This is a genomic window from Xanthomonas sp. MLO165 (genome assembly GCF_018831305.1).
In the GTDB taxonomy this organism is placed as follows: domain Bacteria; phylum Pseudomonadota; class Gammaproteobacteria; order Xanthomonadales; family Xanthomonadaceae; genus Xanthomonas; species Xanthomonas arboricola.
Genome location: NZ_CP029263.1, coordinates 2,898,074 through 2,911,152 on the forward strand (window position 1 = coordinate 2,898,074; position 13,079 = coordinate 2,911,152).

A 13,079-nucleotide genomic window follows, 5' to 3' on the forward strand; every position below is an offset into this window, starting at 1 on the left:
GCTCGTCATTTGCGTTTCAATCCCAACATCCACGGTGCAACGCGCACCAGCACCGCGCGCATCGGCACACTGACCGCGACAGCGAACGCGCTCAGGCCCATCGCCCAGGCCGGTGTGCCGATCAGGCTGCGAGCGATCACACCCGTTCGTGCCACCACACTGGTGAGCACCAGAAACACCAATGTGTGCGTGCACAGGATCAGCAAGGTATTGCCACCGATCCACTGCAGCCAACGCCACTGTCGGACGAAATACGCCACGCACAAAGTCATTGCGGTACCCAGCAGGCTGACCAGCAGGAACACCGCGGCGGAATGCCCGAACTGCAGATTGTTCACATCCACTTGCCCGTTCCATCCGGCCAGCCACCACCACGCTGCTGCCAGCACCGGCAGTGCCAATGCCCATGCCGAGGCGCGAAGCGCGCGCAGTGCATCGGCGTAGCGCGACAGCCATCCGCCCACGGCGATGAAGAACAGCGCGACAGGCAATACATCCAGCGCCAACGGAAGCCGCAGGTGCAACGACGGAAACCAGCCTGCCCATGCCAAGGCGAGCAACAAACTGACTGCCGCCAGGGCCGCCGTCGTCAGGCGCGTGCGCAAGGCGATATAGGCCAGCGTAGAGACGAACAAGGCCGGCAGGAACCACAACGCCGGAAGCACGTACAGACGCGTCCCGTTGGCCCAGAACAGGCCGATAAACGGATCCCACCACGGCAGCACATGCGATGGATGCGCCGCGCGGCTGGTCACTCCCATCAGCAGCCAGCAGGCGTAGGCCACCAGGAAAAACGCGACATAGGGAACCAGCAACGTGCGCGCCAACTTCGCAATCGTCGCCACCGTCATTGCGCGGTGGCCGAAGCGCTCGCCGACCCAGCCGGACAACACGAAAAACAGCGGCACATGAAAACTGTAGGCGAACAACTTGTAGGCGGCCGGCATGCCGTTGGCATGCCCCAGCACCACCAGGACGATCGCCAGCGCCTTTGCTGCATCGATCTGCCAATCGCGGGTCAATGCAGGCGCCGGCGCAGCCTTGGCACCCAGACCGTCGTGCCGGGCCGCGTTGGAATACGGTGCGGTGGTCATGGCGCAGCGCCGCTCATGCCGCCACCGGGCGGGCACCCAGGGTCCACGGCGCAAAACGCATCAGCAACCAGCGCAGCGGCACGCACGCGAGCAGCGCAAACACCGTCACGAACACTGCCCAGCCCAGGCCCGGGCGCGAGGCAGCGAATCCGCCAGCCAGCGCCGCCACACCGGAGAGCACGAAGAACACCAGCATATGGGTGCACAGGATCAGCAAGGTATTGCGGCCGATCCACTGTATCCAGGCCCAGCCCTGCACCAACCGTGCGGCACAGATCACCATCAGTGAGCCGAGTACTGCGCTGACCACAAACCCGGCGTGGTTGCGGCCGAACTCCAGCATGTTGACGTCGATGCGGCCGTTACGATCGGCCAGCCAGGCCACCGGCAACGCCAGCAGCACCGTCGCCAGCGCGCTGACTGGCAAGGAGCTCGGCAGACGTGCGGAAACGTGGATCAGCAAGGCGCCCAGCGCGTAGAAACACAGCGACACCGGTAGAACGTCCAGGCCGAAAAAAAGCCGTACCTGCTGGCCCGGAAACCAGCGCATCCAGCACCAGGCCAGGATCAACGACGCCACCGCGATCACCACCGGTGACAGCCAGCGCCGCAGTACTACATAGCTCAGCACCGTCACCAGCATCACCGGCAGGAACCACAGCGGAGGCTGCACATACAGATCCGGGCCGATGCCGGTGAACATCGCCACGATCGGCTCCCACCACGGATGGCTGCCCCAGCGCGCCGCCTTCTCGCCGATATTGCGCGTCAGCAACCAGTACGCGTAACCGAGCAGATAAAACGTCACATACGGCAGCAACAGGCTGCGTGCCTGCTTGCTGATGGTCTGCGGCAAGCCGGTGGTCCGCGACGCATAGCCCGCCGCCAGCCAGCCGGACACCATGAAAAACAGCGGCACATGAAAGCTGTAGGCAAACAACGTCATCGCATGCGGCACGCCCTTGGCGTGGCAGAACACCACCAACAGAATCGCCAGGGCCTTGGTGGCATCGATACGCGGGTCGCGGCTGCGCCCGCCGGTGGCAACGGACGCACCGACGACCGGTGCCACCGGTTGTGGTGCTTGCGTTGCCGCCACACTCATCGCGTACCTCCCGCGGGCAGTGGCAATCGCGCATCCTCGTCGGCCGGATCCTGTCTGGGCAGCTGCGTAGCACTGGTAGCAGACCAGGTCGGCCGCATGTGCCACAGGCAGCCGCACACAAACCACCACAATGCCGACGTCTTGATCGAGAAGTAGCCGTTGGACACCAGCAGGCTCAGCGCGAACGCAAAGATCGCCAGGTTCTTGAACAACTGCCCTTCCTTGCTCGGCATCAACAACAGGAACGAATACGACAGCAGGAAGGCGAGCACGCCGACGATCGACTGCGATGCGATGAAGTAGGCAATGCCGCTGTCGAAGTAACGGTACGCCTGCGCAAAATCCAGGCCCATCCACGAGTTGAAGGACAGGTTGTTCATCGAATTGACGGTGAAGAAGATCCGGCCCATCGTGTTGTCCTGATAGGCCGTGATCCCGGTGATCCACACCAGCAACCACGCCGTCATGATCACGAGCAGGAAGACCAGGAACGCCAGCCGTTGATCCAGGCGTTTCAACAGCGGCGACAGCAGCACCATCAGCACGCAGGTGCCCGCCGCAAGTCGGCCGTCGGAGGCCACGACCATGAAACCGATCAAACCGACCGACAGGATCAGCATCGCCGGCCGCATCCAGCGCCAGAACACCAGCACGATCGCGGTAAAGAAGCAGATGTAGTTACCCATCGTCACCGGCTCGATGAACATCGAGGAGGCGCGGGGAAGATTGGAGCCCGGCAGGAAGTTGCGCTCGCCCGGTCGCGTGGCGCTGACGAACAGGTTGCTGTCTTCGTTCCAGAACCCTTCCGCGCTCATGCCGCGCGCGTTGACGAAGAAGCTCTTCGGGTTGACCAGATCGCCATAGGCGCTGGGCATCGCCAGTTCGAACGCCGCAACCAACGACACGATGATGGTCATGCGCACGAACAGCTTGGGCACCGACCCGGTATAAGCCGAACCAAGCACCACGAACGCAAACACCACCAGCGCGTCGCGGAAGAACTTCGGATCGATCTGCCAGTTCACCAGGAAGCGCACGAACATCAAGGTGACGATCAGCCCCAGGCCGCTGATGATCAATGCAATGCGCTTGCGGCTCATCGAACCCAGGCCGAGCAGGAAACACGCGGCGTAGACCATGAACTCGACTGCGTAAGTGATCACCGGACGTACGGTGAACACGTTCGCGTTGATCAGCGCCAGCAGCAGGTTGTAACCGACGCCGACCAGCAGCGTCAGCTCGATCAGCAGGTTGTGCCAGCGAACGCGGGCCTCGTCGCTCATTCGGATCAGCATGCAGACGCCTGCTTGAAAGGGGCGGCTGCGATGCAGCCGCCCGCGGCGCTCGGCGCGCCAGGTCGCACACTCCCCGCCATCATCAGTACGCGGTCTTCTGTCCGAGCACACGCACTGCGGTCAGCACGATGATGCGGATATCCAGCCACAGCGACCAGCGACGGATGTAGTCCAGGTCGTACTGGATGCGCTTCTTCATCGTGCGCAGCTCCGGGGTTTCACCACGGAATCCATTGACCTGCGCCCAACCGGTGATGCCCGGCTTGACGTAATGGCGCTGCATGTAGTGATTGATCAGCTTTTCGTAATGGGTGTTGTGCTGCGCGGCATGCGGGCGCGGCCCCACGATCGACATGCTGCCACCGAGCACGTTGAAGATCTGCGGCAACTCGTCCAGGCTGCTGCGGCGCAGGAACGCGCCGAAACGGGTGATACGGGTGTCGTTCCTGGTCGCCTGCTGGATGGTGGTGCCATGGTCGTCATGCACACGCATCGAGCGGAACTTGAACATGTAGAACTCGCGCCCACCCAGGCCATGACGACGCTGGCGGAAGAACACCGGGCCCGGCGAACTCATCTTCACACCGACCGCAATCGCAGCCATCAACGGCCACAGGCCCATCAGCGCAACCACGGCCAGGATCTTGTCCTGCAGCGCCTTGGCGACCACGAAGTAGTTGTCGCGGTCCACACCGCCCTGGCGCAGGTTGATCACCGGCACGTTGCCGATCTGCTCGCCGGACTGGTTCAACAGACCGAAGTCGAACAGGTCCGGCACCAGCTTCACGTTGATCGGATAGCGATCCAGGCGCTGCAGCAACTGCTTGATATGGTCACGTTCGCCCAGCGGCAGCGAAATCCACACCTGCTCGACCTGGTTGTCCTTCAGGTACTCGATCAGCGCGTCCGGATCGCCCAGGCACGGCAGCGACTGGCGTTGCTCGGTCACGGCGATGTCGTACGGCGTGCGGAAATAGCCGACCAGGTTCATGCCGACCCAGGGGTTGCGGCTGAGGTAGTGATTGATCTTCATCACCGGGTGGCGCAGACCGACCACCACCACCCGCTGCACATCCACGCCCTGGGTGCGCAGGTGATTCAGAAAGCCGCGCAGCACCGTGCGGGCCGCCACCAGCGAGGCCAGCCCACCGACGAACCACAGGCCGATCCAGCCACGCGAGACCTGCTCGCCGACCTGCACGATCAGCGCATGCACCGCGAACAGCGCAAACACGCCGCCGAATGCACCGCCCAGCACCATCAGCTCGCTCAACAGCCCGCGACCGCGCCAGCTGCGATACAACGGAAACAGCGCAAAGCAGATCACCGAGTACAACAGCGTGGTGGCGATGGCGACCCGGTACGGTGCCGCAGGCACCCAGGAGCCGAAGACGATGCGATAGGCGATCAATCCGGAGACCACGACCATGGTGAGGTCGAAGACGCGCAGGACCAGATCGGCCGCAGCCGAATACTTGGACAACAATCGCGGCGAGGATGTGGTGTAAGTCGCGCTACTCAAGTCTGCCAAAAGCATGGGGATGTCCTCCAAACTCGATACGGCGCATGCGGGGGAACATACGAAACGCACGCGAGCTTTCAATCATCTCCGTCGAACGATCACCGCGGTAATACCTACCGACCCCAGATCGCACGACAGCCCTTTGTTTCAACAGAGACAAACTTTCAAACGAAGGAGCCCGAAACATACGGGATCCAACCTTTTCCACGCTGAATCAGTTGTCACTTCAATTAACCATCGTTGTGCAACACGACGATGTCAGTCCAACCGCGTCTGCGCTGCCGTGCCACGCAGGAAGTAGCGCACCAGTGCCACAGCCACACCCAGGAATACGCCAAAGATGAAGCCCAAAGCGAGGTTCAATTTGAGTTTCGGCGAAGTCTTAGACGTAGGCACGTCTGCGGTATCGATGATGGTCACGTTGTTGGCGCCGACGTTGCTCGCCACACCGATCTCCTTGTAGCGCTGCAGGAGCGCATCGTAGAGCTGGCGGTTGGTATCGACGTCGCGCTTGAGCATGTTGTAGCGGATGCTGCGGCTCTGCAGATCGAGCTCATCGTTACGCAATCCGGCGATGCGCTGGTTGAGCAACTGCTCCTGATGCACCGACGCGTCGTAGGTCGCCTTCAGCGACTGGCGGATATTGAGGACCTCGCCATTGATCTGGCGACGCGACTCTTCGATCTGCGCCTTCAGACGCTGCATTTCCGGATAGTCCGGCTTGAAGGTCGACAGCTTCTGCTGATATTCGGTGTTCAAGCGGATCTGCTCGCCGCGCAGGCTCTGGATCAGCGGATTGCTCAGCACTTGCGGCAGCGACATCGCGTCACCGCTGCTGACCTGACGCCAGGCTGCCTCGGCCTTGATGCGGGCGTCCTGCGCCGATGCCAGCATCGCATTGAGGTCGCTGAGGTTCTGCGCCGGAAGCGATGGCTTGTCGTCGCCCACCGACACGATCTGCTCGTCGGTGGAATAGGAGACCAGATTCTTCTCCGAGTCCTCCACCTTGTCGCGCAACTGCTCCAGGCGCTCGGCCAGGAACTTGGTCGCGAACGAGGATGCCTTGATGCGGCGTTCCTGCGTGCTGACGATGAAGACCTTGGTATAGGTGTTGGCGATCTTGGCAGCCAGCACCGGGTCCGGCGAATCGTAGTTGACGTAGACCAGGCGCGAATTGAGGATCGGCTCGACCACCAGCCCGGCCAGCAGCGTATCGGTCAGGCTGCGCTCGATGATGGCCTGGCGCGAGTCGACCGACTTGCCGGCTTCCGGATTCTTGGCAGCAGCCTTTTCCAGTGCTTCGTCGACCTGCTGCTTGAACGCCGGCTCCTGATCGAGCTTGGCTTCGCGGATCACCGCACGGGCCAGCGAGCGGCTCTGCAGCAGCTGGTACTGGGTCTGGTAGAAATCGCGATCTTGCGGCGATTCCACCGGCATCAGGTTGTCGACATTCACCACGTTGAGCGAGTCGCGCTCGATCTGCAGCGTGCTGGTGGCGCGGTACTTTTCCGGCATCAGCAGGGTGACGCCAAACGCCAGTGCCACTGCCCCGACGGTGATCAGAATGATCAACCAGCGCTGTGAGACCAGCGCGCGCCAGTAGTCGAGCAAGCCAACGTCGGCCAGCTCGAGATGCCCATGACGATGAGACGGGGAAGAACGATTGTCTGAATTCATACTCATCGGTAAGCGCGCCACACCATCACAAGGGGGGTCAGTTCCAGCATGGTGCGCAGCCAGACGCGTGCGTCGGAGCGGTACACCACAACGATGTCGCCGCCGTAGATCTCAGGGTCCGGGTTGGCCCCCTTCTCGATCTGGGTCAGATCGAATCTGGCGATCATCTTTTGACCGTTGACGGTGCGAAACACGATGACGTTGCCGCGGCTGGCCACGGTGCTGACGCCCTTGGCCTGCGCGATGGCCTGCTGCAGGGTCAGGTTGGCGCCGATCACCGGATAGATGCCCGGCTCGTCGACCGCACCGGTCACCGTGACCCGGCGACCATTGGATTCCTGCACGAACACCGACACCTGCGGCTGCTGCAGATAACCGGCGGCGTAGCGTTCTGCCACCAGCTTTTCCAGCTCGCCGACACCCAGGCCGGCTGCCTTGACGTCGCCGATCAACGGCAGCGAGATGTGGCCGTTCTGATCGATGCGGACCTGCCGCTCCAGATCGTCGACCTGGAACACCTTGAACAACAGCAAGTCGCCTGGGGCAAGTCGATACTCCGGTTGCACGGCGGACATCGCGAGCGGATCCGGAAGCGGCAGCGAATCGGCCATCTTCGGACCGGTGCTGCATGCGCCCAGTGCCATCGAGCAGATCAACGCCAGGCTGAGGCCTTGGCAAAATCGTCCGATCAGTTTTTTCATGCGTGTGGCTGGCTGCCTCGGTTGGGTGGGACAGGACCTCGCGCAGCATTCAACCGGCCAACACGCCAGCAAGAACGTACGACAGAGAAATTCATCCCAAGACGCTTGGGATCACGACAGGTGTGACGTGTTGCAGTGCACTATGGCATAGAACCAACGCATCGCAAGACGCTGCTCGCCATTTTTTTGACGGCGTTGGCCTATTGATTCAAGTTCGTCGTTGCAGCGTTAACAAAACGTGATCCAAGTACGAATCCGCCGCCAATGATTTGGAGCATTTTCGGGGACTTAGCGACATTGCGTGACCCAGGTCCATAGCGAACAGAACCGCAACCAAACGGGCTCGGCCAGGCAATTCATGCTGCTGTGCAGTATGCCGATGGACATATCGTGTCAGGCGTATGACAGACCGCCGATCGCATTGTGCGACGCAACAAAAAAGCCCATGTCCGTGAAGACATGGGCTCCGTGTTTGGTCGGGGTAGCCGGATTCGAACCGACGACCACTAGTCCCCCAGACTAGTGCGCTACCAGGCTGCGCTATACCCCGAAGATGTTGCGTCCGCCGCGAGGGCGGCCTGCGATTATAGCGGCTTTGTGAAACGTTTTCCTAGCGGCGCAGCAGTTGCAGAACCTCTTCCAGCTCCATGCGCACCTGTTTGATGATCTGGTTGCTCAGCGCCGACTCGCTCTTGGCGCCATCGCCTTCAAGACGCAGGCGTGCGCCGCCGATGGTGTAACCCTGCTCGTACAGCAGGCCACGGATCTGGCGCACCATCAGCACGTCGTGGCGCTGGTAGTAGCGCCGGTTGCCGCGCCGCTTGACCGGTTCCAGGCTCGGAAACTCGGTTTCCCAATAGCGCAGCACATGCGGCTTGACGTCGCACAGCTCGCTGACTTCGCCGATGGTGAAGTAGCGCTTGGCCGGGATTGGCGGTAGTTCGCGATTACTGCCCGGATCCAGCATAAGCCTCCACCCGCTCCTTGAGCTTCTGGCCCGGACGGAAGGTCACCACCGTGCGGGCCGAGATCGGAATTTCCTCGCCGGTCTTGGGATTGCGACCGGGCCGTTGATTCTTGCGCCGCAGATCGAAGTTGCCGAAACCGGACAGCTTCACCTGACGGCCCTGCTCCAGCGCATCGCGCAGCACATCGAAGAACGCGTCGACAAATTCCTTTGCCTCGCGCTTGTTCAGACCGACCTCGTCGAACAGACGTTCGGCCATCTCCGCTTTCGTCAATGCCATGCCAATCCCCTGGTTACCGCCTCAACTCCGGATCCGGGCGCGGTGTTCGCGCTCGATCACGGTCACCACATCGGCAACGACTGCGTCGACGTCCCGGTCGGTGAGAGTGCGCGAGTTATCCTGCAAAATCAAGCCCATAGCCAGACTCTTGAAACCTGGCTCGACCCCCTGCCCGACGTAGCGGTCGAACAGCTGCACCTCGCGCAACAACGGTCCGACGGTGGTGCGCACGCTGCTCGACAGCGCCGCCCAGCTCACCTCTTCCGGGACCAGGAAGGCCAGATCGCGACGCACCGAGGGGAACCGCGACAGCTCGCCGGCACGCGGCAGCGCACGCTTGACCAACGCCGTCAGCTGCAGTTCGAACGCGATCACATCCACGTCGATGTCCAATGCCTTGGCCAGGCGCGGATGCACCTGCCCGATCCAGCCGATGCACACGCCATCGCGATGGATGTCGGCCGACCGCCCCGGATGCCCGAAGGGCTGGGCAGAGGGCTGGAACTCCAGCACCGCGCCACTGGCCGCGGCCAGCGCCATCAGGTCGCCCTTCAGATCGTGGAAGTCCACCTTGCGCGCGGGCTCGCCCCACTGCAGCGCCAGGGCATCGCCGCACACGGCCGCGGCGACATGCTGCGACTCCTGCGGGGCGGCGCCGGCATCAGACGCGGCCGCGAACACCTTGCCCAGCTCGAACAGGCGCACCCGCCCGGCCTGGCGGGCGGCATTGCGGCCCAGCGTCGCCACCAGGCCCGGCAACAGGCGCGGACGCATGATCGCCAGCTCGGCGCTGAGCGGATTGGCCAACGGCACCAGGCCGTCGGTCAGCTGCCAGCGCTCCAGCAAGGTGGCGTCGACGAAGGCGTAATTGATGGTTTCCTGCAGCTCGCGCGCCACCAGCTGGCGCCGCACGCTGAGCTCATCGAGCTGGGTTTCGCTCGGCATCGCAATCCGGCTTGCGCCGCCCGGCAGCGTGGTCGGCACGCGGTCGTACCCGTGGATACGCGCCAGTTCCTCGATCAGATCCTCTTCGATGGCGATATCGAAGCGACGGCTCGGCGCCATCACCTGCCAGCCTTCGGCAACCGCCTCCAGCTGCATGCCAAGCGCACCCAGAATGCGCACGACCTCGGCATCGTCGATCTGGATACCGAGCACGCGCACAATCCGCGCACGCCGCAGCAGGATGCGCGCCGGCTGTGGCAGATGCTCCGGCAATTGCGCATGCACCACCGGGCCCGGCGTACCACCGGCCAGTTCCAGCACCAGCCGCGTCGCCACTTCGATCGCCTGTGGCGGCAATGCCGGATCCACACCGCGCTCGAAGCGATGACCGGCATCGGTATGCAGACCGAACTTGCGGCCACGCCCCATGATTGCAGCCGGATCGAAGTACGCCGACTCCAGGAACACGTTGCGCGTGGTGTCGGTGACGCGGGTATCCAGGCCGCCCATCAGGCCGGCCAATGCGACCGGGCGGTCGGCATCGGTGATGGTCAGGAAGCTGTCGTCCAGCGTGACCTGACGCCCGTCCAGCAATGCCAGCTGCTCGCCGCTGCGCGAATGGCGCACGCCGATCGGGCCTTGCAGGGTGTCCAGATCGAACGCATGCATCGGCTGGCCAAGTTCCAGCATCACGTACTGGGTGATATCCACCAGCAGCGAGACCGGACGCACGCCGCTGCGACGCAGCCGCTCGGCCAGCCACACCGGCGTTTTTGCGGCCGGGTCGATGCCTTCGATCACCCGCCCGCAATAGCGCGGCGCAGCGTTGCCGGCATGCAATTCCACCGCCAGCGTGCGTGTGGACACCGGCGCCACCGCACCGGCTTCAAAGGCCACCACTGTGCTGGCGCAGGCGGCCGCCACATCGAAGGCGATGCCGCGCACGCTGAAGCAGTCGGCGCGATTGGGCGTCAGCTTGATCTCGATGCTGGCATCGGGCAGCCCCAGATACTCGGCCAGCGCCTGACCCACCGGCGCATCGTCGGGCAGCTCGAACAGGCCGGACGCATCGCTGTCCAGCCCCAGCTCCTTGGCCGAGCACAGCATGCCGTTGGACGCCACCCCGCGCAGCTTGGCCGCAGTGATGGTGAGCGCGCCGACCTGCGCACCGACCAGCGCCAGCGGTGCAACCAGACCGGCACGCGCATTGGGCGCGCCACACACGATCTGCAGCAACTCGCCCTGCCCTGCGTCGACACTGCAGACCTGCAGACGATCGGCTTCCGGATGACGCACCGCCTCGACGATACGCGCCACCACCACCTGCCCCAGCGCCTCGCCCAGTGGCGTGACCTCTTCAACCTCCAGACCGATCGCCGTCAGCGTCGCGGCAAGCTCGTCGCGGCTCGCCTGGATGGGAACGTGGCTGCGCAGCCAATTTTCAGAGAATTTCATGAGGAGCCGGGATTGGGGATTCGGGATTGGGGATTAGCTAAAACGCCTCGACGGAGTCTGGGGCGGACCGGGGCGCCGTTGCGAATCCCCAATCCCGAATCCCCAATCCCCGCCGTCAGGCGAACTGCCTAAGAAAACGCACGTCGTTTTCGAAGAATGCGCGCAGGTCGTTGACGCCGTAGCGCAGCATCGCAAAGCGCTCCACGCCCAGGCCGAACGCGAAGCCGGTGTAGCGCTCCGGGTCGATGCCGACGCTGCGCAGCACGTTGGGGTGCACCATGCCGCAGCCGAGCACTTCCAGCCAGCGGGTGCTGCCGTCCGGCTGCTGCCAGGCGATGTCCACTTCCGCACCCGGTTCCACGAACGGGAAATAGCTGGGGCGGAAGCGCATCTCGAAATCGCGCTCGAAGAACGCCCGCACGAACTCGGACAAGGTGCCCTTGAGATCGGCGAAGTTGGAGTGCTCGTCGACCAGCAGGCCTTCGACCTGATGGAACATCGGCGAATGGGTCTGGTCCGAATCGGAGCGGTACACCTTGCCGGCCGCGATCATGCGCAGCGGCGGTTTGTGCGCATCCATGTAGCGCACCTGCACGCCGGAGGTATGGGTGCGCAACAGGCGGCCATCGCCGAAATAGAACGTGTCGTGCATTGCGCGCGCCGGATGGTGCGGCGGAAAGTTCAGGGCTTCGAAGTTGTGCCAGTCATCCTCGATCTCCGGACCATCGGACAACTCATAGCCCAGGCGCGCAAAGATCTCGACGATGCGCTCGAGCGTGCGCGTAACCGGGTGCAATCCACCGCGTTCGCTGCGACGCCCCGGCAAGGTGACATCGATCCGCTCCCCGGCCAGACGTGCGTCCAGCGCGGCGTTTTCCAGCGTGTGCTTGCGCTCGGACAACGCCGCGGTCAGCGCATCACGCGACAGGTTGATCGCTTCGCCAGCGGCCTTTCGCTGATCGGCCGGCAGCGTGCCGAGCTGCTTGAGCTGGGCGGTGATGCTGCCGCTCTTGCCGAGCAATGCGACGCGCAAGGCTTCCAGTTGGTCCGGCGTCTGCGCGGCGGCGACATCGGCCAGCGCACGCTCGGTCAGGGATTGAATCTCACTCATTGCACTCGCGCCTCAACTGCGTCTACCGAACGGTGTTTCCGGATGCACCGGAACGCATTGCCACTCAAATCTGGTCTAGCCCGGCATCCAGTCAGCGATGCCGGCCATCTAAAAACGCAAAAGGGGAAGGACTCGCGCCCTTCCCCCTGCATATCTGCTTGCCCTCGCCGGAAGCCTGTACACGAATGCGCAGACCCCGACAAGAAGCTACCCTTTCAAAAGTCCGCACATGGATGTGCGGGCTCTTGCAGAGGGACCTGCATTTACGCCGCCAGCGCGCCCTTGGCCTTCTCCGCCAGCGCGGCAAAGCCGGCGGCGTCGTGCACGGCGATATCAGCCAGCACCTTGCGGTCCAGGGTGATGCCAGCCTTGAGCAGGCCATTCATGAAACGGCTGTAGCTCAAGCCGTTGATGCGTGCAGCCGCATTGATGCGGGTGATCCACAACGAACGGAAGTTACGCTTCTTCTGCTTGCGGCCAATGTAGGCGTACTGCTGCGCCTTGATGACTGCCTGCTTGGCAACGCGGAAGACCTTGCGGCGAGCGTTGTAGTAACCCTTCGCCAGGGTCAGAATTTTCTTGTGGCGGCGACGCGCCTGTACGCCACGCTTTACTCGTGCCATGGGTCAGTCCTCAGAGGTAGGGAAGCATACGATCGAGACGGCCAGCGTCCTCGGCACGGACGTGGTTCGTCTGCCGCAGGTTGCGCTTCCGCTTGGTCGCTTTCTTCGTGAGGATATGGCTACGGTTTGCGTGGCCGCACTTGTACTTGCCGGAGGCGGTCTTGCGGAAACGCTTGGCCGCCGCCCGGTTGGTCTTGATCTTGGGCATTGCAATGTCCTTGATGGTGTTTTGTCACTGACCCGGGCGGCAGTCTTGCGACCACGCTTTCCATCCTTGCCCTTGCCTGCTTGTAAGTCCTTGATC

12 protein-coding genes and 1 tRNA gene are annotated in these 13,079 nt (G+C 63.1%); all 13 read right to left on the minus strand.

Features of this window, described 5'->3' with window-relative positions:
- Positions 1 to 5 precede the first annotated feature (5 nt).
- Positions 6 to 1,094 (minus strand): acyltransferase family protein, encoded by a 1,089-nt coding sequence (locus DGN21_RS12170; RefSeq protein WP_126965994.1) that lies wholly within the window; start codon positions 1,092 to 1,094, stop codon positions 6 to 8.
- Positions 1,095 to 1,107: 13 nt separating this feature from the next.
- Positions 1,108 to 2,199 carry an acyltransferase family protein gene (locus tag DGN21_RS12175; RefSeq protein WP_104568279.1) on the minus strand — a complete coding sequence of 364 codons (1,092 nt, stop codon included), beginning with the start codon at positions 2,197 to 2,199 and terminating at the stop codon, positions 1,108 to 1,110.
- Complete coding sequence (locus DGN21_RS12180; RefSeq protein ID WP_160954469.1) at positions 2,196 to 3,482, minus strand: polysaccharide biosynthesis protein GumE; 1,287 nt, start codon at positions 3,480 to 3,482, stop codon at positions 2,196 to 2,198. Before DGN21_RS12180 ends, DGN21_RS12175 begins: the two co-directional genes overlap by 4 nt.
- Before the next feature lie 94 nt (positions 3,483 to 3,576).
- The gene (locus DGN21_RS12185) at positions 3,577 to 5,031 is read right to left on the minus strand and encodes an undecaprenyl-phosphate glucose phosphotransferase (protein ID WP_046343239.1); all 1,455 of its coding nucleotides are present in this window, start codon (positions 5,029 to 5,031) and stop codon (positions 3,577 to 3,579) included.
- Between the two features lie 243 nt (positions 5,032 to 5,274).
- Entirely contained in the window at positions 5,275 to 6,714 is a 1,440-nt protein-coding gene (locus tag DGN21_RS12190; protein WP_179465573.1) for a GumC family protein, read from the minus strand.
- Complete coding sequence (locus tag DGN21_RS12195) at positions 6,696 to 7,394, minus strand: polysaccharide biosynthesis/export family protein (protein WP_016903310.1); 699 nt, start codon at positions 7,392 to 7,394, stop codon at positions 6,696 to 6,698. Before DGN21_RS12195 ends, DGN21_RS12190 begins: the two co-directional genes overlap by 19 nt.
- A gap of 473 nt (positions 7,395 to 7,867) precedes the next feature.
- A tRNA-Pro gene (locus DGN21_RS12200) sits at positions 7,868 to 7,944 on the minus strand.
- 60 nt (positions 7,945 to 8,004) lie between these two features.
- A complete protein-coding gene (locus tag DGN21_RS12205; protein ID WP_005995911.1) occupies positions 8,005 to 8,361 on the minus strand; it encodes a MerR family transcriptional regulator in 357 nt (118 codons plus the stop codon).
- Entirely contained in the window at positions 8,342 to 8,641 is a 300-nt protein-coding gene (locus DGN21_RS12210) for an integration host factor subunit alpha (RefSeq protein WP_002811076.1), read from the minus strand. The genes DGN21_RS12205 and DGN21_RS12210 overlap by 20 nt, the downstream gene beginning before the upstream one ends.
- A gap of 21 nt (positions 8,642 to 8,662) precedes the next feature.
- Positions 8,663 to 11,041, minus strand: coding sequence for a phenylalanine--tRNA ligase subunit beta (pheT, locus tag DGN21_RS12215; RefSeq protein ID WP_126965993.1), 2,379 nt, complete (start codon positions 11,039 to 11,041; stop codon positions 8,663 to 8,665).
- Between the two features lie 115 nt (positions 11,042 to 11,156).
- Entirely contained in the window at positions 11,157 to 12,152 is a 996-nt protein-coding gene (gene pheS / locus DGN21_RS12220) for a phenylalanine--tRNA ligase subunit alpha (protein ID WP_016903312.1), read from the minus strand.
- Positions 12,153 to 12,415: 263 nt separating this feature from the next.
- Positions 12,416 to 12,775 carry a 50S ribosomal protein L20 gene (gene rplT / locus DGN21_RS12225; protein WP_003484828.1) on the minus strand — a complete coding sequence of 120 codons (360 nt, stop codon included), beginning with the start codon at positions 12,773 to 12,775 and terminating at the stop codon, positions 12,416 to 12,418.
- 10 nt (positions 12,776 to 12,785) lie between these two features.
- Positions 12,786 to 12,983, minus strand: a complete 198-nt coding sequence (gene rpmI / locus DGN21_RS12230; RefSeq protein ID WP_002811096.1) for a 50S ribosomal protein L35 — start codon at positions 12,981 to 12,983, stop codon at positions 12,786 to 12,788.
- Positions 12,984 to 13,079: the final 96 nt, after the last annotated feature.

What these genes read in the sequence shown, in the direction of transcription:
- DGN21_RS12170 (WP_126965994.1), bottom strand. Translation starts at nt 1,094, where the DNA reads ATGACCACCGCACCGTATTCCAACGCGGCCCGGCACGACGGTCTGGGT.
- pheS (WP_016903312.1), bottom strand. Translation starts at nt 12,152, where the DNA reads ATGAGTGAGATTCAATCCCTGACCGAGCGTGCGCTGGCCGATGTCGCC.
- DGN21_RS12195 (WP_016903310.1), bottom strand. Translation starts at nt 7,394, where the DNA reads ATGAAAAAACTGATCGGACGATTTTGCCAAGGCCTCAGCCTGGCGTTG.
- DGN21_RS12180 (WP_160954469.1), bottom strand. Translation starts at nt 3,482, where the DNA reads ATGAGCGACGAGGCCCGCGTTCGCTGGCACAACCTGCTGATCGAGCTG.
- rplT (WP_003484828.1), bottom strand. Translation starts at nt 12,775, where the DNA reads ATGGCACGAGTAAAGCGTGGCGTACAGGCGCGTCGCCGCCACAAGAAA.
- DGN21_RS12185 (WP_046343239.1), bottom strand. Translation starts at nt 5,031, where the DNA reads ATGCTTTTGGCAGACTTGAGTAGCGCGACTTACACCACATCCTCGCCG.
- DGN21_RS12175 (WP_104568279.1), bottom strand. Translation starts at nt 2,199, where the DNA reads ATGAGTGTGGCGGCAACGCAAGCACCACAACCGGTGGCACCGGTCGTC.
- DGN21_RS12205 (WP_005995911.1), bottom strand. Translation starts at nt 8,361, where the DNA reads ATGCTGGATCCGGGCAGTAATCGCGAACTACCGCCAATCCCGGCCAAG.
- rpmI (WP_002811096.1), bottom strand. Translation starts at nt 12,983, where the DNA reads ATGCCCAAGATCAAGACCAACCGGGCGGCGGCCAAGCGTTTCCGCAAG.
- DGN21_RS12210 (WP_002811076.1), bottom strand. Translation starts at nt 8,641, where the DNA reads ATGGCATTGACGAAAGCGGAGATGGCCGAACGTCTGTTCGACGAGGTC.
- pheT (WP_126965993.1), bottom strand. Translation starts at nt 11,041, where the DNA reads ATGAAATTCTCTGAAAATTGGCTGCGCAGCCACGTTCCCATCCAGGCG.